The 21,166-nt window shown below is 67.2% G+C and carries 21 protein-coding genes and 1 pseudogene; 14 read left to right on the top strand and 8 right to left on the bottom strand.

From position 1 onward, the window contains the following. Positions 1-83 precede the first annotated feature (83 nt). Entirely contained in the window at positions 84-722 is a 639-nt protein-coding gene (gene bluB / locus RVF83_RS20520; protein WP_005198981.1) for a 5,6-dimethylbenzimidazole synthase, read from the bottom strand. Between the two features lie 29 nt (positions 723-751). Then, positions 752-2,362 carry an HNH endonuclease signature motif containing protein gene (locus tag RVF83_RS20515; protein WP_247602427.1) on the bottom strand — a complete coding sequence of 537 codons (1,611 nt, stop codon included), beginning with the start codon at positions 2,360-2,362 and terminating at the stop codon, positions 752-754. Between the two features lie 273 nt (positions 2,363-2,635). Between RVF83_RS20515 and RVF83_RS20510 the strand changes: the two genes are divergently transcribed. The 3 genes from RVF83_RS20510 (at position 2,636) to dprA (ending at position 5,529) form a co-directional block, all read left to right on the top strand. Continuing rightward, positions 2,636-2,791, top strand: coding sequence for a hypothetical protein (locus RVF83_RS20510; RefSeq protein WP_005198983.1), 156 nt, complete (start codon positions 2,636-2,638; stop codon positions 2,789-2,791). A 96-nt stretch (positions 2,792-2,887) separates the two neighbouring features. Then, positions 2,888-4,396, top strand: coding sequence for a YifB family Mg chelatase-like AAA ATPase (locus RVF83_RS20505; protein ID WP_005198984.1), 1,509 nt, complete (start codon positions 2,888-2,890; stop codon positions 4,394-4,396). Continuing rightward, entirely contained in the window at positions 4,393-5,529 is a 1,137-nt protein-coding gene (gene dprA, locus RVF83_RS20500) for a DNA-processing protein DprA (RefSeq protein WP_005198985.1), read from the top strand. Before RVF83_RS20505 ends, dprA begins: the two co-directional genes overlap by 4 nt. A 1-nt stretch (position 5,530) precedes the next feature. Here the strand turns inward: dprA and RVF83_RS20495 are convergent, their stop codons facing one another. Further along, positions 5,531-6,124, bottom strand: coding sequence for a TetR/AcrR family transcriptional regulator (locus tag RVF83_RS20495; RefSeq protein ID WP_039880526.1), 594 nt, complete (start codon positions 6,122-6,124; stop codon positions 5,531-5,533). Positions 6,125-6,304: 180 nt separating this feature from the next. On the opposite strand from RVF83_RS20495, the gene RVF83_RS20490 reads away from it, so the two are divergent. Beyond that, positions 6,305-7,168, top strand: a complete 864-nt coding sequence (locus RVF83_RS20490) for a siderophore-interacting protein (RefSeq protein ID WP_005198987.1) — start codon at positions 6,305-6,307, stop codon at positions 7,166-7,168. Positions 7,169-7,250: 82 nt separating this feature from the next. Continuing rightward, the gene (locus RVF83_RS20485) at positions 7,251-8,135 is read left to right on the top strand and encodes a tyrosine recombinase XerC (protein WP_039880569.1); all 885 of its coding nucleotides are present in this window, start codon (positions 7,251-7,253) and stop codon (positions 8,133-8,135) included. Here the strand turns inward: RVF83_RS20485 and RVF83_RS20480 are convergent, their stop codons facing one another. Beyond that, positions 8,136-8,621: a M23 family metallopeptidase gene (locus RVF83_RS20480; protein ID WP_255220665.1), complete on the bottom strand. Its 486-nt coding sequence runs from the start codon at positions 8,619-8,621 to the stop codon at positions 8,136-8,138. It abuts the gene before it with no gap. Positions 8,622-8,925: 304 nt separating this feature from the next. Between RVF83_RS20480 and rpsB the strand changes: the two genes are divergently transcribed. Then, positions 8,926-9,747, top strand: coding sequence for a 30S ribosomal protein S2 (gene rpsB, locus RVF83_RS20475; protein ID WP_005198990.1), 822 nt, complete (start codon positions 8,926-8,928; stop codon positions 9,745-9,747). 55 nt (positions 9,748-9,802) lie between these two features. Beyond that, positions 9,803-10,627 (top strand): translation elongation factor Ts, encoded by an 825-nt coding sequence (gene tsf, locus RVF83_RS20470; protein WP_005198991.1) that lies wholly within the window; start codon positions 9,803-9,805, stop codon positions 10,625-10,627. Here tsf and RVF83_RS20465 read toward each other — a convergent pair. Together RVF83_RS20465 and RVF83_RS20460 are read right to left on the bottom strand one after the other, a co-directional pair. Next, positions 10,599-12,273, bottom strand: a pseudogene (locus RVF83_RS20465) (MFS transporter). The gene tsf and the pseudogene RVF83_RS20465 overlap by 29 nt on opposite strands. Before the next feature lie 50 nt (positions 12,274-12,323). Further along, positions 12,324-13,748: a condensation domain-containing protein gene (locus tag RVF83_RS20460; protein WP_005198993.1), complete on the bottom strand. Its 1,425-nt coding sequence runs from the start codon at positions 13,746-13,748 to the stop codon at positions 12,324-12,326. 282 nt (positions 13,749-14,030) lie between these two features. Between RVF83_RS20460 and RVF83_RS20455 the strand changes: the two genes are divergently transcribed. The 5 genes from RVF83_RS20455 (at position 14,031) to RVF83_RS20435 (ending at position 18,116) form a co-directional block, all read left to right on the top strand. Then, the gene (locus RVF83_RS20455) at positions 14,031-15,056 is read left to right on the top strand and encodes an alpha/beta hydrolase (RefSeq protein ID WP_005198994.1); all 1,026 of its coding nucleotides are present in this window, start codon (positions 14,031-14,033) and stop codon (positions 15,054-15,056) included. Further along, positions 15,053-15,823, top strand: a complete 771-nt coding sequence (locus tag RVF83_RS20450; RefSeq protein ID WP_005198995.1) for a hypothetical protein — start codon at positions 15,053-15,055, stop codon at positions 15,821-15,823. The genes RVF83_RS20455 and RVF83_RS20450 overlap by 4 nt, the downstream gene beginning before the upstream one ends. Positions 15,824-15,856: 33 nt before the next feature. Further along, a complete protein-coding gene (pyrH, locus tag RVF83_RS20445) occupies positions 15,857-16,612 on the top strand; it encodes a UMP kinase (protein ID WP_005198996.1) in 756 nt (251 codons plus the stop codon). 83 nt (positions 16,613-16,695) lie between these two features. Then, entirely contained in the window at positions 16,696-17,253 is a 558-nt protein-coding gene (frr, locus tag RVF83_RS20440; protein ID WP_005198997.1) for a ribosome recycling factor, read from the top strand. Next, on the top strand, positions 17,250-18,116 hold the full coding sequence (locus RVF83_RS20435; protein ID WP_005198998.1) for a phosphatidate cytidylyltransferase: 867 nt from the start codon (positions 17,250-17,252) through the stop codon (positions 18,114-18,116). Before frr ends, RVF83_RS20435 begins: the two co-directional genes overlap by 4 nt. Positions 18,117-18,125: 9 nt before the next feature. Here RVF83_RS20435 and RVF83_RS20430 read toward each other — a convergent pair whose 3' ends face one another. After that, a complete protein-coding gene (locus tag RVF83_RS20430; protein ID WP_005198999.1) occupies positions 18,126-18,548 on the bottom strand; it encodes a LapA family protein in 423 nt (140 codons plus the stop codon). A 30-nt stretch (positions 18,549-18,578) separates the two neighbouring features. Here RVF83_RS20430 and rlmN point away from each other — a divergent pair, with 30 nt between their 5' ends. Then, positions 18,579-19,685: a 23S rRNA (adenine(2503)-C(2))-methyltransferase RlmN gene (rlmN, locus tag RVF83_RS20425; RefSeq protein WP_039880529.1), complete on the top strand. Its 1,107-nt coding sequence runs from the start codon at positions 18,579-18,581 to the stop codon at positions 19,683-19,685. A gap of 92 nt (positions 19,686-19,777) precedes the next feature. On the opposite strand, the gene RVF83_RS20420 is transcribed toward rlmN, so the two are convergent. Beyond that, positions 19,778-20,059 (bottom strand): DUF2631 domain-containing protein, encoded by a 282-nt coding sequence (locus RVF83_RS20420; RefSeq protein WP_005199001.1) that lies wholly within the window; start codon positions 20,057-20,059, stop codon positions 19,778-19,780. Positions 20,060-20,173: 114 nt separating this feature from the next. On the opposite strand from RVF83_RS20420, the gene puuE reads away from it, so the two are divergent. Continuing rightward, positions 20,174-21,160, top strand: a complete 987-nt coding sequence (gene puuE / locus RVF83_RS20415; protein ID WP_051989296.1) for an allantoinase PuuE — start codon at positions 20,174-20,176, stop codon at positions 21,158-21,160. The last annotated feature ends 6 nt before the right edge of the window (positions 21,161-21,166 follow it).

Below are 21,166 nucleotides of genomic sequence, written 5' to 3'. Positions count from 1 at the left end.
ACAGGTGTTGCTGAAGTTATTGACGTGACCATTGTTACTAGAGTTGTGTCACGGAAGACTCCGAGATCGGTCACGATCCGGTGTCAGCGAATGAGGTGCCGCTTCTCCGACTCGGTGCGGGACTGCCAGCCGACCCGTTCGAGTTCGGGGACGTCGTTCTTTTGGTCGGGATAGCCGATGCAGAGGTAGGCGACCAGCTTCCACGTAGGCGGGACCGCAAGGGCGGCAGTCACCTCGTTCGGGTCGAGGATGGACACCCAGCCGATTCCGACGCCGCGGGCCCGGGCGGCGAGCCACATGGTGGTGATCGCGGTGACGACCGAGTATTCGAGCGTTTCCGGCACGGTTTGGCGACCCAGGCCGTGGCCCTGGTCGGGATCGGGTTCGCAGAACACGGCGAGGTGGACAGGTGCGTCGTCGAGTCCGGCGAGCTTGAGTGACGAATACAGCTGTGCGCGTTCACCGGTGTGGCCGTCGAGCGCCTCGCTGTTGCAGCGGACGAAGCTGTCGCGTACGGCCTCCCGCGCCGACCGGGTCTGCACCTCGACCCACCGCCAGGGCTGGCTGTTACCGACGGACGGCGAAAGCTCTGCCGCTGCGAGGATCTCGGGGAGGAGATGCGGTTCGAGCGGTTCGCGACTGAACCGGCGGACGTCGCGTCGCCAGCGGAAGAGTCGGTCGAGATCGTCGACGAACCTGTCGTCGAAAGTTCCGTCGGTCATCGGTTGTCGAGCTTAGCGACGGCGATCGATCAGAACGGCGCCGGTCCGTCGATCTGCTCGCGGCGTTCGCGTTCTCGTCGGTTGCGGGCGCGTTCGGCTCGCCGCCGGGCGTGTTTCGCGGCGGTTCGGTTGGTCGGCAACGGGTTGTCGTCACCGGTGATGACCCGTGGTGTGGGTGGGGCTTGGGCGGGTTGTTCGAAGCGAATGCGGTGCAGGTTGGGGAAGAGGTCTTCGAGGGTTTCGGCGTCGCCGCGAATGCGGTAGCCCTCCGGGGTGACGTACTCGGTGACCAGACGGCCCTCGTCGTCGCGGTACTGGACGTCGATCCAGTCACCGAAGGTTTTGTGTAGATGTCCGAAGCGGCATTTGGGATTGAGGTTCTCACTCGAGGTGAGTCCACCGCGGGTGGGGCGTTGATGGTCGAACTCGGCGACGTGGTCGAGGTCGCAGTCGAAGGACGACCGCTCGCAACCCGGTTCGGTGCAGTAGCCGTCGCGGATGCGGACGAAGTCGGCGCACGCGGTGGTCGGGCGGTACGGGTGGGATGGCTGGGAGCCGGGATAGACGACTATCGCATCCGATGACGGTGCTTCGGCAACGTTCGGAGCGGTCGGCTTCTCGATCGGAGTGGCCGTGGGTTGCGGGCGTCTGGCTTCGCGGGTTTGTGCGTCACGCTCATCGTGGTCGATTGGCGGCGAGGGTGTTTCGGCCGCAACTCGTATGGATGCCGTGCGGGCCGGAGTCACGGGTTTGATGGTGGCGTCGGGTCGGTTGGCGAGGTCGCGGACGTGCTCGTCGGAGATGACGCCGTGGGCGTCGATCCAGGCGATCCCGGGTGCGCCGTTCAGTGTCGCGGCATCGGTGACGACGTGGATGATGATCTCGCTGCGTACCGCCGCGACGGCCGCCCCGGGTTCGGGTATCTCGGCTGTGCAGTCGTGACGATCGCAGCAGCATTCGAACAGGATGCCGGTCAGGAGGGCGAACATCGCGTCGGAGTTGCGTTGTCCGACGGTGCGACCGTCGTGCTTGCAGACCGAATCTGCCAGTACGCGAACGGCCTTGGCGGCGATACGCACGTTCTCCGCGGCCATCACGCCGGTGATCTCGGCGGTGCCGTCGTCGAGGGTGTGGGTATACATCCCTCGGTTGTCGAGCGCTTCTTTGCGGCGTTCGCGGACCAGGTCTGGGTCGTGACGGAAGACGAGGCGGTCGACCATGTCGCGCAGGCGGGCTCGTGTCCACGAGCCTTTCTTGTTGCGGAGGGTGGCGGCGATGTCGGCGTCGAGGGTGGGAGTGATCGACGAGTCTGCCGGTACGAGTGCGGTGCGGGACAGGATGACTTGAAGTTGCCACCGGGTGGTGATGCCATCGCGCAGGGTGTCCAGTACCTCGGGCAGGTTCTCGTGCAGGGTGATGGTTTCGTCGATGAGGATCTCGGCTTGGCGCCGTGTCAAAGACAACTGGCGCGACACCCGCTGGACGCAGTCGGCCTCACCGGTGACAACGATCCCGCCGCCGAAGGTGTTGCGGGTGCTCATGCAGCGTTCCGCGATCGCGTGCACCGTCTGATAGCGGGTCCAGTGTTCGTGGGATTCGCGGCGCTGTGACGCTTTGAGTTCGTCCATAAGGGAGTACATGTCGGCGTCGTAGGGGTGGGCAGGATCGATCCCGGCGAGAGACCCGCCTGTTGGATCGTTCTGCTTCCCCGACACCCTGCCCCCAGTGGTGTTGCGGTGCCGGCCCGAACGGCTGGCTAACCTGCTGAAACCAATGTAGACCCCGCCACCGACAAGATCGGATTTCCATCCACAGGTTTTGTCTCGTTACATAGTTGTGCAGCAGCACTATTCGCCGACTTCGTTGAAGAAATTCACTCGACTCAGTACGCACCGATGCAAGATTATTCTCGAATGTCCGAGTACGAGAAAGTCACGCGCTTCGAGGTCATCGATCACACGACCGGTGGTCGCGGTCGCGTCTACACCAGACATGACGTCTCGATCGAACTGAGCTATCAGGACGACGGTCGCACGCTCAAGGTCTTCATCGACGATCCGGTGCCGTAGTCCGAGGCGGTGGATAACTCCGTACCGATCCACATATAGTTCGGCGGGGAGCCGCGGCGCCGTTCGCGCCGGCAGTTTCCGCAGAGACTGAGTCGCATGTTGGGGCAAACACAGTCGGTGGGGCTCAATGCCTTTGCCGCGCGGGTGGTCGACGTGCAGGCGAGCGTCGGGTCGGGGCTGCCCGGCTTCGCGGTGACCGGTAACCCCGATCCGTCGGTGCGCGAGGCGCGCGATCGGGTGCGGGCAGCGGTCAAGAACTCGGGGTTCAAGTTCCCCGACCTGAAGGTGACGGTGGCGTTGTCGCCGGCGGACATGCCGAAGGTCGGTTCGGGTTTCGACGTGGCCATGGCGATCGCGGTTCTGGCTGCGACAGAACAGGTGTCGTCGGAGAAGCTGACGTCGACGATCTTCCTCGGCGAACTCGGACTCGACGGGAACGTCCGGCCGATCCGAGGGGTACTGCCGGCGGTGATCGCCGCGCGGCAGGCGGGATATCGGCGTGCGGTGGTACCGATCGAGACGGTGGCCGAGGCCGCGCTGGTCGAGGGGGTGGACGTCGGGGGAGCGTCGAGTCTCAAGGAGGTGGCGGCCTGGCTCGCGGGTGACCTCGTACTCGACAACTTCCATCGGACAGCGCCCACGAAGCCTCCGCCGATCCCGGACATGGCCGACGTGGTGGGCCAGCACGAGGCGCGGCACGCACTCGAGATCGCCGCGGCCGGAGCACATCATGTTCTCATGACCGGGTCGCCGGGCATCGGCAAGACGATGCTGGCCCGACGACTGCCCGGCATCCTGCCACCGCTCGGTATCGAGGACTCGCTCGAGGTGACGGCCATCCACTCGCTCGTGGGGGAGCTGTCACCGGGACGCCCGCTGATCACCGAGCCGCCGTTCGTCGCGCCGCACCACAGTTCGTCGACGACGGCGCTGCTCGGCGGCGGTACCGGCTTCGCGCGGCCGGGTGCGGTCTCCAAGGCGCACCGGGGCGTCTTGTTCCTCGACGAATGCGCCGAGATGAGCGCGAAAGTCCTCGAATCTCTGCGGGAACCACTGGAAGACGGCGAGGTGCGCGTGCCACGGCGGGACGGCGTCGCGTCGTACCCGGCGCGGTTCCAGCTCATCCTCGCCGCGAATCCGTGCCCGTGCGCACCCGCGCACGATGTCGACTGCGTATGCACCGCCGTCGTGCGACGTCGGTACCTCGGCAAGCTGTCGGGGCCACTGCTGGACCGTGTCGACATCCGCGTCCGCATGGATCCACCGGGCAACGCCGCGCTGATGAGCGGGACGGGAGAGTCGAGCGCCGAGGTCCGTGCCCGGGTCACCGCGGCGCGTGCGGCTGCGGTCGAGCGATGGTCCGAATTCGGCTGGCGAACCAACGCCGAGGTCCCGGGCGCCGCTCTACGCCAGAAGTTCCGGCTGCCGCCCGACGTCCTGCGGCCCATCGAACTGTTCCTCCGCGACGGGCGCGTGACGGCCCGCGGCGCCGACCGTGCGTTGCGACTGGCCTGGACCCTCAGTGATCTACGCGGCACCGACCGACCCGTCGAAGACGATGTCGCACAAGCACTTCTGTATCGAGACCGAGGAGCAACCTGGTGAGTGACAAGTATCCGGCGGAGATGACGGCGTGGGCGTACCTGGCGCGCGTGGCCGAACCGCCGTGCGCGGACGTGATCGCCCTGGTGGATCAGGTCGGTCCGGTGGACGCCGCATCGGCGATCCGCAACCGCGCTGTCCCGGATGGCCACGAGCCGGTCCTGGCCGCGACGGCGGCGCGATACGAATCGCACAGTGCGACCGAGGATCTCGACGCGGCCGCCGCGATCGGTGCACGGCTGGTCACCAGATCCGACCCCGAGTGGCCGGCCTGGTCCCTCCTCGCCCTCGGCCAAGCCGACACCGCCGCACGCGGTGGGGAACCGCTGGCCCTCTGGGTGCGTGGCCCCGCCCGACTCGACGATCTCGCCACCGCCTCGGTCGCGCTCATCGGCTCGCGTGCAGCGTCCCCGTACGGCGCACACGTCACGCAAACGCTGGCATCGGGACTCTCGGGTGAGGGCTTCGCGGTGATCTCCGGCGGCGCCTTCGGGATCGATGGGGTCGCACATCGCGCCGTCGTTGCGGCCGGCGGGGTGACTGCGGCCGTGATGGCCTGCGGCATCGACCGCGACTATCCGGCGGCACATTCCGCGCTGCTCGCGGAGATCGCCCGAACCGGCGCGATCATCAGCGAGTACCCGCCAGGCACGACGGCCGCCAAACATCGCTTCCTCACCCGCAACCGGCTGGTCGCGTCACTGTCGGGGGCGACCGTCGTCGTGGAGGCAGGGAGACGTTCGGGCGCGGCGAACACCGCCGCCTGGGCCCGGAAACTCGGTCGGCCACTCGGTGCGGTGCCCGGGCCGGTGACGTCGGCGACCTCGGTTGGATGTCATCGGATGATCGCCGACGGCCTGGCGGTGCTGGTCTCCGACGTCGCGTCGGCGGTGAACCTCCTCCGGCCCGACGGCGGGGGAGACATCGGCCGGGGACGGGTGAGACCGACCGACGGTCTCAGCGCCGAACAGTTGCGGGTGCACGACGCGATCCCGGGTCGGGGTGGTGTCGGGATCGAGGAGATCGCCTTCGCGGCAGGACTCGAGCTGCCGGCTGTACGGGCGGCACTGGCACGGCTCGACGTCGAGGGGCTGGTGGAGAACGTCGGCGGTCAGTGGCGGCTGGCCGCCGGATGACTCACTTCCGCGTCAGGATGTCGAGGAAGATGCGCAGGTCGTCGGCCGTCGCCTCGCCGAGCCGTCCGTGCGCGTGGACGAAGCCGATACCCGCATAGAGCAGCGTGGTCGCGCGGGCATGCGCTTCGGGTTCGTCGAAGCCGAGTTCGCGCATCGCCTGATGGGACATCTGGAAGATCTGCCCGTCGAGTTCGGAGATCGAGTCGGCGATCGATCCGTCGGTCTCGGCCCACCGGCGCATCGCGGCCTCCATCCGCCACCTGCGCGGATCGGACACGAGCTGTGCCATGCCCTCGATGCGCTCGATCGGCGGGAGTTCCTCGAGGTCCACCATCCGCGCCACGGCGGCGGCCTGACCCTTGCGACAGTGGTCGGCGAGCTCGGACTTCATCGTCGCGATGTCGGTGAAATGCCAGTAGAAACTGCCTTTGGTGACCCCGAGCCGGGCGCTGAGGCGGGAGATCTTCAGACCTTCGATGCCGTCCTCGAGGAGGACCTCCACGGAGGCGTCGAGCCAGTCGTCGGCGCCCAGACGCGAGCTGCGGGCGGGAGCATTCTCCACTACGGATGGGGGTTCCACTGGTTGCTCCGGCATGGAATCGCCTCTGGTCGGGTCTCGCGACGTCTGATCTAAAGAATTGCGAACTCTCGAATCACATCGCTTGATCGTGCGAAAACCTTACAAGGGCTGCCGGCGACTTCCCCTGACGAACCGGCACCGCGTCTTAGGTTCGCCTAAGTAGTGGGCGTAAGGTGAACGCGACAAGGAGGTTCCATGGCCAAGCGCGTGAACACGATGACGGTGCTCCGTCGTGAGCAGATCAGCCAGCACTTCGTCCGTCTGTACCTCGGCGGCGAGGGGTTCGACGACTTCCAGGTGGCGGTCGGTGCATCCGGTGACGCCGACACCGACATGTACGTGAAGTTCATCTTCGCGCCGGAGGGCGTGACCTACTCCGAGCCGTTCGACCTCTCCGAGGTCCGGTCGACGCTGCCGCCCGAGCAGCAGCCGGTCCTGCGCACCTACACCGTTCGCCGCGTCGACCCGCAGGCCCGCGAGATCCTCGTCGATTTCGTCGTCCACGGTGACGAGGGCGTCGCCGGACCGTGGGCCGCATCGGTGGAGCCGGGGGAGACCGTGCGGTTCATCGGCCCGGGCAGCGGATACCGGCCCAAGTCGGATGCCCCGTGGCACCTCCTGGCCGCAGACGAGGCCGGGCTGCCCGCCGTGGCCGCAGCCCTCGAGTCGCTCCCCGCCGACGCGATCGCCAAGGTGTTCATCGAGGTCGCCGGCCCCGAGGACGAGCTCGACCTCATCGCGCCCCCGGGTGCGGAGATCGTCTGGGTCCACCGCGGCGGACCGGCCGGCGAGGTCGACGACTCGGTCGCCGGTGACAACGCGCCTCTCATCGCGGCCGTCCGCAACGCGGAATGGCTCGACGGCGAGCCGCATGTCTTCATCCACGGCGAAGCTCAGGCCGTCATGCACAATCTGCGCAGCTACATCCGCAAGGAACGCAAGGTCGGCCCGGCCAACGCATCGATCTCCGGATACTGGCGCCGCGGCCGCACGGAGGAGGGCTTCCGGACCTGGAAGGCCGAGCTGCGCGCCGCCGAGGAAGCCGCGCGGGCCGGCTGATAGGCACGCGCCAGGCATCGATCCGGCCACGGCGCCGCGTGTGGGGTTGCACCTGCTCCCGTCGCGCGCTGTGCTGACGGGCATGCTCGACGACTTCGCCGATCACCTGCGCCTGGAGAAGGGCCGAAGTGAACACACCATCCGCGCCTACGTCGGTGGTGCGCGGGCGTTGCTGTCGTTCGCGGGTGCCCGAGGGGTGGCCGCGACGGACATCGACCTCGCCCTCCTGCGGGCCTGGCTGGCCGAGTTGACGCAACGCGGCGCCGCCCGCACGACGATCGCGCGACAGGTGTCCGCGGCGAAGACCTTCTGCGCGTGGGCGGTTCGCGAGGGCATCATGGCCGGCGACCCGTCGCAGCGACTCAAGGCGCCGAAAGCCCATCGCACACTGCCGGCCGTCCTCGCACCCGGACAGGCCGACGCCGCGATCGGAGCGACCGCGCAGGAGCGCGACCCCGGCGACCCGATCGCACTCCGGGACCGGTTGATCCTGGAGTTGCTGTACGCCAGCGGGATTCGCGTGGGCGAACTGTGCGGGCTCGACATCGACGACATCGACACGGGGCGTCGAATCCTGCGCGTCATCGGCAAGGGCGACAAGGAACGGTCCGTGCCCTACGGCGAACCCGCGGCCAAGGCGATCGACGACTGGCTGCGACGCGGGCGTCCGGCGCTGGCCACCGAGGCTTCGGGGCCGGCGCTGCTCCTCGGCGCACGCGGCGGAAGGCTCGACCAGCGGATGGCACGATCGGTGGTGTCCGAGGCGGTCCGGGCGGCCGGTGGCCCGGCGATGGGGCCGCACGGACTCCGCCACAGCGCCGCGACACATCTCCTCGAAGGCGGCGCAGACCTACGCGTCGTGCAGGAACTGCTCGGACACTCCTCACTGGCGACGACGCAGATCTACACCCATGTGAGCGTCGAACGCCTCCGCGCGGTGCACCGTCAGGCGCACCCCCGGGCCTGATCAGGGTTCTCCGGTGTTCAGCGGTTTGAGCCGCACCCGCACAGCTCCGAGCAGACCCAGGGGATCGAGGTACTCGGCCTCGCGCCCAGCCCCGCGCCGAGCGCCCCAGTGCAGACATGTCAGCACCGGACATCCCGGATGGCCGGCGACGAGCGTGCCGATCGGCTCGCCCCGGGACACGTGGTCACCCTCGTCGACGGTGGACTCGACGGGCTCGTAGGTGGTGATCAGCCCGTCCGGGTGCTGCACCGAGACCACCGGCCGGCCGGCGACCCGGCCCGCGAAGCGCACCCGACCGGCGCCGGCGGCCGAGACCGCGACGCCGGCCACGGCCGCGAAGTCGACGCCGCGGTGACCCGGTTGCCACCGTTTCTCCGGTGCATCGAAGCCGGTCACGACGGTGGGGCGGGGCGACAGCGGAGTCGAGTAGGGACGCGGCGCGGCGGTACCCTGCGACGGCGTCGAGCACAGGATGACCAACAAGATGGACGCCGCCGATGCGATGCGGGAACCCGAGGTCTGCACTCCTGTTGGACGCACCGGAGCGCGATCCGGATCCATCGCCCGGGCAGGGGCCCGGAGCGTTTTGGTTTTCGCTGGTCGACGCGCGTAAACTCTCGTCCGCACCTCATCGGTTGTTGATGGGGTGACTTCGCGCGCCTGCGACAACACGCCGAATGTGCAGTCCCGGACCCGGTCCTCGACCGGAATCGGGTGACATTTCGCCCGGCAGGCGCCAGGGTCGACACCAACCCGGTGTCGACAGACAACTGCGACAAAAGGACATCTCATGGCTGTCGTGACCATGAAGCAGCTGCTTGACAGCGGCGCACACTTCGGGCACCAGACCCGCCGTTGGAACCCGAAGATGAAGCGATTCATCTTCACCGACCGCAACGGCATCTACATCATCGATCTGCAGCAGACGCTGACCTACATCGACAAGGCCTACGAGTTCGTCAAGGAGACCGTCGCCCACGGCGGCACCATCCTGTTCGTCGGCACCAAGAAGCAGGCTCAGGAGTCCATCGCCGCTGAGGCCACCCGCGTCGGTATGCCCTACGTGAACCAGCGTTGGCTCGGCGGCATGCTCACCAACTTCAACACCGTGCACAAGCGTCTCCAGCGCATGAAGGAGCTGGAGACCATGGAGCAGACCGGTGGCTTCGAGGGTCGCACCAAGAAGGAGATCTTGATGCTGACCCGCGAGAAGAACAAGCTCGAGCGCACGCTCGGCGGTATCCGCGACATGGCCAAGGTTCCCTCGGCCGTGTGGGTCGTCGACACCAACAAGGAGCACATCGCCGTCGGTGAGGCTCGCAAGCTGAACATCCCGGTCATCGCGATCCTGGACACCAACTGCGACCCCGATCTCGTCGACTACCCGATCCCGGGCAACGACGACGCCATCCGTTCGGCTGCTCTGCTGACCCGCGTCGTGGCCTCAGCCGTCGCCGAGGGCCTGCAGGCCCGCGCCGGCGCTGCCGGTGGCGACGCCAAGCCGGAAGCAGCCGCAGGCGAGCCGCTCGCCGAGTGGGAGCAGGAACTGCTGACCCAGGCCGCCGCTCCGGCCGGTGGCGAAGCAGCCACCGACGCACCGGCTGCCCAGTAGCACCTGCCGCAGCAATTCGGTCCCACCACACTCTTTCGAAGGAGGCTCGCCAACGATGGCGAACTACACCGCAGCCGATGTGAAGCGACTTCGCGAACTCACCGGTTCTGGAATGCTGGACTGCAAGAACGCGCTGGCCAACAACGACGGTGATTTCGACAAGGCCGTCGAGGAGCTGCGCATCAAGGGCGCCAAAGACGTGGGCAAGCGCGCTGAGCGCTCCACCGCCGAGGGCCTGGTCGCCGCCAAGGGCGGCGCCCTGATCGAGATCAACTCCGAGACCGACTTCGTCGCCAAGAACGACGAGTTCCAGAAGCTCGCCGATGACATCGTCACCGCGGCCGCCGAGGCCAAGACCAACGACGTCGAGGAGCTGAAGAAGGCTGCTCTCGGCAGTGGCACGGTCGACGAGGCCATCGCCGCGCTCTCGGCCAAGATCGGCGAGAAGCTCGAGCTCCGTCGCGTCGTCTTCTACGACGGCCCGGTCGCCGTGTATCTGCACAAGCGTGCTTCGGACCTCCCGCCCGCCGTCGGCGTGCTGGTGTCCTACACCGGTGAGGGCGAGGGTGCCGAAGAGGCCGCTCGCGGCGCCGCCATGCAGGTCGCAGCTCTCAAGGCCAAGTACGCCACGCGCGAAGAGGTCCCCGCGGACGTCGTCGAGAACGAGCGTCGTATCGCCGAGCAGACCGCCAAGGAGGAGGGCAAGCCGGAGCAGGCTCTGCCCAAGATCGTGGAGGGTCGCGTCAACGGCTTCTACAAGGACGTCGTGCTGCTCGACCAGCCGTCGGTCCAGGATTCGAAGAAGACCGTCAAGGCTCTGCTCGACGAGGCAGGTGTGACCGTCAACGGCTTCACCCGCTTCGAGGTCGGACAGGCCTGATCGCCTCCGGGGTCTCCCCGGACGACGACTCGACCGCCCCGTCTCCCATCGTGGAGGCGGGGCGGTTGTCGTTGCGCCGCAACACGAGTGTCAGACTGCCGATGCCGATCGCAAGTGCGGCCAGAACCCACAGCGTCGTCCGGAACGCACCCCAGAAAGGTGCGGGCGGTGACGGCCCGCGCGGCCTCCTGCGTGTAGGGCTGCGCCTCGGCGGCGATCGCCGCGACCGCACTGTTCGTCTGGGTACCGGCGCATCCCGGGGCCGGTCGTTCCGGATGCGGTGAGGTGAGCTGTTGCGACGCACACCAGGCGAACCGGTCGACGACGATCGGCCGGAACATCGAGTCGACCGGCGAATCCTCCAGTGCGACAGTGAGTTCGGCGCGCACCGCGGGCACGCTGGTGTCGGTCTGGCCGGCCACCTGACCGAAGAAGAACATGGTCACCAGCGCCAATCCGATCGACGCCCCGATCTGCTGCACGGTGGGAATCGTGCCGCTGGCAGACCCGACCGTCTCCGGCGAGGAGTCGGAGAGGATGACCGCCTGCAGGGGCGCGACGAACAGTCCCGTGCCCACCCCGCCGAGGACCAGGGGAGCCAGGATCGCGCTCACCGGAAGGATTTCCGACGCCGGGTCGAGTGTCAGCGCGATCCATGCGAACGCCACCCCGACGGTGACCACACCGCCGAGCAGAACCCGGCGCGCGCCCACACGGGCGACCGCCCACGGCGACGCGACCGACCCCACGGCCGCCCCGCCGGCGAACGGCAGAGCGAGTAGGCCGGTCTCCAGTGCCGAGTACCCGAGACCGAACTGCGCCGAGATCGACACGGTGAAGAAGAATCCCGCGAAGACGCTGAAGAACAACAGCGACATGGCGAGTCCGGCTGCGAACCGGCGCGAGGAGAAGAGAGTCATGCGCAGCAGCGGAGTCCCGCCCTGCGCGGCACGACGTTTCTGTTGCCAGACGAAGACGACCGACAGGATGCCGGCGACAGCGAGCATGATCCACAGCCGCGCCGGCCATTGCTGTTCCCGGCCCACCGCCAGCGGGTACAACAGCAGGAACAGCGCGGAGGCCGAGAGCACCATGCCGACGATGTCCGGCCGGTCCGGCTCGGGATCGAGCGCGGCCGGGAGGCGACGCCACGCCAGTACGCAGGCGAGCACGCCGAGCGGGAGGTTGACGAAGAAGATGGCGCGCCAACCCCATCCGGCGATGTCGGCGTGCACCAGCAAACCGCCGACGACGGGACCGAGGATCGCGGCGAGTCCCGCTACCGCACCGTAGATCCCGAAGACCAGCCCGTGGCGATCTCTGGTGAACAAGGCGGCGATGAGGGCCAGCGTCTGGGCCGACATCAAGGCCGCACTGACACCCTGCGCACCCCGGAACACGATGAGCATCACCGGATCCGTTGCGAGACCGCACAACACGGAGGTGGCGGTGAACGCGACCATCGCGATCACGAACAGTCGTCGACGCCCGTACCGGCCGCCCAAGGTGGCCGCGGTGAGCAGAGTGCACGCGAACGACAGCGTGTACACCGTGAGCACCAGGAGTTGCTGTGAGGTCGATGCACCGAGGTCGACGGTGAGTTCGGGCAGCGCGATGTTGACGATCGTCGTGTCCAGCATCTGCATGAACACGCCGAGCAGGCACCCGGCGAGGGCCAGCCAGGCCGGGCGGGCGTTCACGATGTGAGTGCGGGCAACGACGGTCGATAATCACCCTGGTCGGCCACCGCGCTGATCACCTCGACGAACCGTTCGACATAGCGCTGCACCGATTCCCGTGCGATCTCGGTGTTCGGGTAGAGGAACGTGATCGAGGTGGTGGTGGGGAATCGGTTCACCCACATGTAGACCTCCTCGCTGCTCCCGCGGTTGCCGAAGAGGCAACCGTTCCCTGCCTCGAAGATCTCCACGCCCGGCAACTTGCGCACATCGACGTAGGAGACCATCGGCACCGACCAGCCCGGTTTGACGTCGAGCCCGTCCTCGGGTTCGGCGAGCTGCAGTACCCGGTGAAATGAGATGTCGGTCAGTTCTTTTCCGGCGGCGTAGCTGCGTGCGGCCTGCGGTGCGAGGCTCCGGAACGAGGTCGTGTCGTCGACCGTCAGCGGAACCGGGATGAGACTGGTGAACCAGCCGACCGAGTTCATCTCCTCGGCGCCGGAGCGGGTACTCTTCGGGGTCATGCCGAAATAGTCGCTCCGGCCGGTGAATTCGGCATGCACGAGGGCGGCGGTGGCCATGATCCCGGCGATCACGTTGGAGCCCAGTTCGCGACAGACGTCCTCGAAGCGCTGGGCGGCGTTCTCGCTGAACACCGTCGCGTTCAGCAGGGCACTCCGCGTGTACCCCTCGACGTTGTCGGTGCCGAGGGGTAGCGGGAAGCTCGGCAGCCGGCCTCCGTTGGCCCGGACCAGGTCTATCCACCGTTCGACGTGCGGCGAACGACGGGTGAGTTCCCGCGAGATGGCCCGTTCCCGGGCGCAGTAGTCGATATAGCTTCCCACCGGCGGGAGTTCGGCGCCGGCATCGAATGCGGCGTTCATGTAGAGCGTCATGAGCTCCAGGCAGGTGGATGCCTGCGAGATGCCGTCGGTGTTGAGATGGTCGACGGCCGCGTAGATCGTGAAACCGCCGTTCCATTCGATCGCACCGAAGGTGAAGCAGTCCCAGTTGAACGGTCCGGAGGTCTCTTCTTGTACGAGCGTGCACAGACGTTCGGCGTCGAGATCACCGTGATCGACCGGCACCATCTCGATGTGCTCGGTCGGCACGAGATGCCGGACCACCGAACCGTCGTCCTCCATCGAGAACCACGAACGGAAACTGTCGTGACGCCGGACGAACTGGTTGACCGCAGTGGTCATCGCAGTCACGTCCAGCGGGGCGTTCACGTCGAAGGCCATGAGGCACAGACGAGCGAACCGGAAGCCCGCAGATTCGTTGCGCCACGCAACCTTCAGGTATTCCTCCTGCTGGTGGGAGGCGGGGACGGGGTGGGCGGGTGCATGCCCGGCAGCGGTGACCGACGCGAGTGAGGCCACCCAACTCGTCAGGTGACCGGGGCGTGGGTCCCACTCCTCGATCAGTCCGAATTTAATCATGGTGTGACCACCTCTTTGCTGAAGGGGATTTGCTTCCGGGTGAACATATTCGATTACAGATGTTGTCGTTCGGTCGAGTGACTAGTTCCGACGATCGCACGGACGGTACCTGAATTTCGGTTCAGTGGAACAATTTTGGCGAAATGTGTCTGTTTGTACCGGGAAGTCCGGGTTCTTGGACATTTGACCGCAGTGGACACCGCTGTTTTTGTCCGGCAGACTGCCTCCGCATCGATGTGATGCGGATCGCATCGGTCGTGGTTCTTTGGGAAAGCGGAGTGGATGAACGAACAGGGTCTGGCCGGCGTGAACTGTCGCCGCGTCGTGGGCACAGTGGGGTTGGTCGCGCTGTCGGTGCTGGCGATGGTGGCCGGTGTGTCGGGTCACGCTGGGGCGGAACCGAATCCGGCGTCGATCGTCGCGGAGCGCGCGCAGCCTGCGGGCGAGATCGACCTGGCGGTGCGGTCAACGGCCATGCGGAAGACGATGACCGTGAAAGTTCTTCCGGCGAAGGGGAATCGGCCGGCGCCGACGCTGTACCTGTTGAACGGGGCCGCGGGCGGTGACGGTGGTAGCAGTTGGTTCGACCGCACCGACATCCGGACTTACTTCGCCGATCAGAACGTCAACGTCGTCGTCCCCATGGGTGGCGCCGCGAGCTACTTCACCGACTGGCAGCACCCGGATCCCGTACTGGGGGTGCAAAAATGGGCCACGTTTCTCACCTCGGAACTGCCTGCGGTGATCGACCGTCGTCTCGGCGGCAACGGCCGCAACGCGGTCGCCGGGATCTCGATGGCGGGCACTTCCGTCTTCCAGCTCGCTCTGCACGCGCCGAAACTGTACGAGGCGCTCGGGTCGTTCAGCGGATGCGCCCAGACGAGTGACCCGCTGGGTCAGGCCGTGGTGCGCATGGTCGTCGAGGGTCGTGGCCACGGGAACACCCTCAACATGTGGGGGCCGCCGACGAGTCCGGCCTGGCGCGCCAACGACCCCTACGTGCATGCGGAGTCGTTCCGGGGGAAATCGATCTATGTGTCCAATGGTTCCGGTGCGCCGGGGCGCTACGACACGATCGACGGGCCGGGCATCGACGGGAACGGTTCCAAGCTCTTCGACCAACTCGCCGTGGGCGCGGTGATCGAGACCGCGACGGCCGAGTGCCCCCGCAACCTGCAGCGCCGGATGCGCGAGGTCGGGGTGCCGGCGACCTTCCACCTGTACGAGGGCGGCACCCACTCGTGGCCGTACTGGCAGGACGAGCTGCACCGCGCCTGGCCCCAGTTCCGCGCGGCACTCGCCGGGTGACCCCCGACGAACTCGTCGGACGAAAGGGCGGCCGCACCGTCTCGGTGGTGATCCCCGCGTTCCACGGGGAGGTGGCCGCGGCCGCCGTCGTCGACTCCGTCGCCCCGCTCGTCGGGACACTCGTGGACGAGATCGTCGTCGCCGATTCGGGGCCGTGGGAGGACCGGGGAGACGTGCTGTGGCGCGCGCTCGCGGCCACCGGCGGCGATCTCGTCGTCTTCCTCGACGGTGATGTCGTGGACCCTGACCCGGCCGATGTCTCCCGATTGCTCGGCCCGCTGCTCACCGCACCGGGCGTGCAACTGGTCAAGGGGTACCACCGGGATCCGGCCGGCGGCGGTCGTGTCACCGAGTTGCTGGTGCGTCCTCTGGTCGCGTCGCTGTCTCCGGAACTCGCGTCGATCATCGCGCCGATCGGCAGTGACCTCGCCGGGACCCGGGATCTGCTCAGGTCGATCCCGTTCGCACCCGGTCACGGCGTCGAGATCGGCATTCTCCTCGACACCGTCGCGGAGCTCGGGATCGATGGCGTCGGTCAGGCCGATCTGGGGGTTCGCGAGCTGCGGAGTCGGCCGCTGGCGGAGCTCGGTCCGGTGGCACGCCAGATCGTCGCCACCCTGCTCGAACGTCTCGGGATCGAGGACTCGCAGGCTCCGCTGACCCAGTTCCTGTCCGAAGACGACGGCTACCGGTGTGTGGAGACGTTTCCGGTACCGGCCCGGGCCGAGGAGTACGCGTGTCGCGAGTCGCGTTCGGTGAGGACGTAACATGGTCCACCGAACCGACGAGTGAGGAAGCGAATGAGCGAAGCGCCCGATCCCACCCCATCCGATCTCAAGAAGGCCGAGCGTCCTGGATTCAAACGAGTCCTGTTGAAGCTGGGCGGTGAGATGTTCGGCGGGGGAGAGGTCGGTCTGGACCCGGACGTCGTGGCGACCGTGGCCGATCAGATCGCCGACGTCGTCAACTCCGGTGTGCAGGTGGCCGTCGTCATCGGCGGCGGCAACTTCTTCCGCGGCGCCGAACTCCAGCAGCGCGGCCTCGACCGCAGCCGCTCGGACTACATGGGCATGCTCGGCACCGTGATGAATTGTCTTGCTCTGCAAGACTTCCTGGAAAAGCGCGGCGTCAGTACCCGTGTGCAGACCGCCATCACCATGGGCCAGGTCGCCGAGCCGTACCTGCCGCTCCGCGCCCAGCGTCACCTCGAGAAGGGGCGCGTGGTCATCTTCGGCGCCGGCATGGGTATGCCGTACTTCTCCACCGACACCACCGCGGCCCAGCGCGCGCTGGAGATCAAGGCCGAGGTGGTCCTCATGGCCAAGGCCGTGGACGGTGTCTACGACGCCGATCCGCGCACCGATCCGGACGCCAAAATGTTCACCGAGATCACCCACCGCGAGGTCCTCGACAAGGAGCTCAAGGTCGCCGACGCGACCGCCTTCAGTCTGTGTATGGACAACAAGATGCCGATCCTGGTGTTCAATTTGCTCCAACAGGGCAACATCGCCAGGGCGGTGGCCGGTGACCGGATCGGCACGCTGGTCAGCACCTAGCAGCCCCAGCGGACCGCACGAGAACACGGCCCCGCACGAGAACACGGCCTGCCAAGGCCCTACCGAACGGAACAAGGACGAAGATGATCGACGACGCGTTGCTCGACGCCGAGGAGAAGATGGAGAAGGCGGTCAACGTCGCCAAGGAGGACATGGGCTCCATCCGCACCGGGCGTGCGAACCCGGCCATGTTCAACAAGATCAACATCGAGTACTACGGCGCGATGACCCCGGTGACGCAGGTCGCGTCGATCAACACGCCCGAGCCGCGCCTGGTCGTTATCAAGCCGTACGAGGCGTCGACGCTCCGTGACATCGAGACCGCCATCCGCAACTCCGATCTCGGCGTGAACCCGACCAACGACGGCACGATCATCCGCATCGCCATCCCACAGCTCACCGAGGAGCGTCGTCGCGAGCTGGTGAAGCAGGCCAAGGGCAAGGGCGAGGACGCGAAGGTCGCCATCCGCAACGTGCGCCGCAAGGCCGCCGACGAGCTCAAGCGCATCCAGAAGGACGGCGAGGCGGGCGAGGACGAGGTCACCCGTGCCGAGAAGGAACTCGACAAGACCACGGCCACCTATGTGCATCAGATCGACGACCTGGTGAAGCACAAAGAAGACGAATTGCTCGAGGTGTGAGCGAGAAGGCATCCGACCCTGAGAACAAGACCGGCCCGGAGAAGAAGTCACGGGCAGGTCGTGACCTCCCGGCCGCCATCGCGGTCGGAGGCACGCTCGGCGTCAGCATCATCCTGATCCTGCTGTTCGCGCCGATGCTGTGGTACGTCCTCGTCGCCGTCGCGTTCGCGATCGCGACCTGGGAGGTCACCAAGCGGCTCCAGACCGCGGGATACAACGTCGCGTTCTGGCCGCTGCTCATCGGCGGTCAGGCCATCATCTGGGTCAGCTGGCCGTACGGGCCCACCGGCGTGCTGGTCGCGTTCGTCGCGACCGTCCTGGTGTCGATGGTGTGGAAGCTGCTCGCCCAGGGCATCTCCAACGCGCCGGAGAACTACCTCACCGACCTCGCCCTCACGGTGTTCGTGCTGGCCTGGCTGCCGCTGCTGGCCTCCTTCGGTGTCCACCTCGTCACACAAGATGACGGTGCGGCCCGCGTCGCGACCCTCATGGTGGTCGTGGTCTGCTCCGACGTCGGCGGATACGCCGCCGGCGTGCTGTTCGGCAAGCACCCGATGGCGCCGGCCATCAGCCCCAAGAAGTCGTGGGAAGGCCTCGTCGGCTCGCTCCTCGTCGGCACGATCGGTGCGGTCGGCTGCATCACGTTCCTGATCGGCAGCCACTGGTGGATCGGCCTGATCCTCGGGCCGGTGCTGGTGGTGTGCGCAACGCTCGGCGACCTGGTGGAGTCGCAGGTCAAGCGCGATCTCGGGGTCAAGGACATGGGCACACTGCTGCCGGGCCACGGCGGCATCATGGATCGCCTCGACAGCCTCCTGCCTTCGGCGTTCGTGGTGTGGGCGGTGCTGACGGCGCTGCTCTGAGCGATTCGCCTACGGCGCGGCTTTCTTGAGCGCCCGACGCAACTGCAACATGCGCAGGCCGCCGATGAGGGCAACGATCAGCGCACCCGCGATCGCGGCGATCAGCAGGCTGACCCCGAGCGGGAGGTTGACCTCCCAGAAGATCAGCTCGATCCGCTGACTCTCCAAGTTCTGCACGATGAACACCAGCAGCAGGACCAGGATGATCGCCCCGATGACCACGCCGAACCACGTCGCGCGCGTACGGGTGTGCTCGACGTCGGCGACCGTCCGCCGCAGGCGGTCCCGCTCGGCGAGTACGGCGTCGTGGTCGTCTGCCGCCGGCGGCGGGGTCTCGGGTGTGGGTTCACCGGCGGGCGCGGTGCCGGGCTCGCCCTGCGAACCCCACTGGGGGACCGGATTTCCGCTTCGTCGGCGATCGGGTGTGGTCATGGGTTCATCATGACATGCGACAATGGCCCAATGACCTCATTACCGCTGGTGTTCGACGCGCCCAAACGCGGGCTGCCGCCGACACACTTCGCCGACCTCGACGCCGCCGGACGCGTCGCGGCGCTGGCTGAATTGGGTCTCCCGAAGTTCCGGGCCAACCAGCTGGCCCGTCAGTACTACGCGCGTCTGAACGGCGACGTCGAGGAGATGACCGATCTGCCCGCCGCCTCCCGCGACGCCGTGCGCGAGAAGCTCTTCCCGCAGCTCCTCACGCCGGTGCGGCACATCTCGTGCGACGACGACTCGACCCGTAAGACCCTGTGGCGCCTGCACGACGGCACTCTGCTCGAGAGCGTGCTCATGCGCTACACCGAGCGCAACACACTCTGTATCTCCAGTCAGGCCGGCTGCGGCATGGCCTGCCCGTTCTGTGCCACCGGACAGGGCGGCCTCGACCGCAACCTGTCGACCGCCGAGATCGTCGACCAGGTGCGGGCGGCCGCGCGCGCGCTGCGGGACGGGGAACTCGGCGAGCCGGGACGCCTGTCGAACGTCGTCTTCATGGGCATGGGGGAGCCGCTCGCCAACTACAAGCGCGTCGTCAGTGCTGTCCGTCAGATCACCTCACCGGCACCCGACGGCCTCGGGATCTCGGCCCGGTCGGTGACCGTCTCGACCGTCGGTCTCGCACCGTCGATCCGGCGCCTCGCCGACGAGGGTCTGGCGGTAACGCTCGCGGTGTCGCTGCATACGCCTGACGACGAGCTGCGCGACACCCTCGTGCCCGTCAACAACCGCTGGTCGGTGGCCGAGGTCCTGGAGGCCGCGCGCTACTACGCCGACACCACCGGACGCCGTGTCTCCATCGAGTACGCGCTGATCCGCGACGTCAACGACCAGCCCTGGCGCGCGGACATGCTGGGGAAGAAGTTGCACAAGGCCCTCGGGTCACTCGTGCACGTGAACCTCATCCCGCTCAACCCGACCCCCGGCTCGGAGTGGGATGCCAGCCCCAAGCCGGTGGAACGGGAATTCGTCCGCCGCGTCCGCGAACAGGGCGTGTCCTGCACCGTCCGCGACACCCGCGGCCAGGAGATCGCCGCGGCCTGCGGCCAGCTCGCCGCCGAAGAACGATAGAGCGCGCGGGCTCCGGGAAAACGAAAGACGCAGACACGAAAAACGCTGAACGGCTTGGCCGTTCAGCGTTTTTCGAAAGTCTCAGTGGTGTTTCACGACCACTTGCCGCGGTTCATCCACCAGCCGCGCACCGCGAAGTACAGGACGCCGACGGCGAAGGCGATGAGCCAGAGGTCCTCGACGTGACCGGTGTGGTTGCCGATCATCATGAGCAGCAGGAAGGCCGCGAAGAAGATGGCCGCGCCGTAGAACGTCTTCGTCGCCGATCCGAACCAGCCGAAACGAGCCGACGGTGCATCGGCGGGCTCACGACGCCAGCCGGTGTCGATGACGTCGGCGTGTCCGCCAGTGTGCTCCACATCGGTGCTTGCCACAGCCACTCCTCACAGCGCGGGTCGTCAGAAGTCTGACGAACGGTAGTAGTTCTCGATCAGCATAGCGGCACAGTGATCTCGACGACCCAGCCCGGTGGGTGATTCGGTGACAGAATGCGGCACATGTCTCCGTCCGAGTTCCGCGCCGGCCCCAGTGCGGGCCGTTCCCTGGCCGACCACCGCGCCGAGGCCTATCCCCGCGACATGGTCGGATACGGTGCGACGCCACCGGATCCGCAGTGGCCCGGGAACGCCAAGATCGCCGTCCAGTTCGTCCTCAACTACGAGGAGGGTGGCGAGAACAACGTGCTCGAGAACGACCGCGGCAGCGAGACCTTCCTGTCGGAGATGGTCGGCGCACAGCCGTTCCCGAACCGGCACATGAGCATGGAGAGCATGTACGAGTACGGCTCGCGGGCCGGGGTGTGGCGGGTCCTGCGCGCCTTCGATCGCCGCGGACTGCCGCTGACGATCTTCGCGGTCTCCCAGGCGATGGCCCGCAACCCCGAGGTGGCAGCGGCCTTCGTCGAACGCGGTCACGAGATCGCCTGCCACGGTTACCGGTGGCTCAACTATCAGCTGATCGACCCCGAGGTCGAGCGCGATCACATGCGCGCGGGGATCGAACTGCTCACCGAGATCACCGGTGAACGCCCGCGCGGCTGGTACACCGGCCGGGACTCACCCAACACGCGCCGACTCGTCGTCGAACAGGGCGGATTCATCTACGATTCCGACAGTTACGCAGACGATCTGCCGTACTGGGTGAAGGTCCCACGCGGCGACGAACTGGTCGATCACCTCGTCGTGCCCTACACCCTCGACACCAACGACATGAAATTCTCCTCGCCCGGCGGCTTCCCGTCGGGGGAGCAGTTCTTCGCGCACCTGCGCGACGCCTTCGATGTGCTCTACCGCGAGGGCGTCGAGGGGGCGCCGAAGATGCTGTCCGTCGGACTGCACTGCCGGCTCGTCGGGCGACCGGCCAGGCTCGCGGCCCTCGAGCGGTTCCTCGACCACATCCAGTCCCACGACGACGTGTGGATCACCCGGCGGATCGAGATCGCGGAGCACTGGCGGAAGGTGCATCCGGCCGGCTGACACAAT

The organism is Gordonia rubripertincta, assembly GCF_038024875.1.
Taxonomy (GTDB): domain Bacteria; phylum Actinomycetota; class Actinomycetes; order Mycobacteriales; family Mycobacteriaceae; genus Gordonia; species Gordonia rubripertincta.
This window is presented reverse-complemented; position numbering and strand designations above follow the sequence as displayed.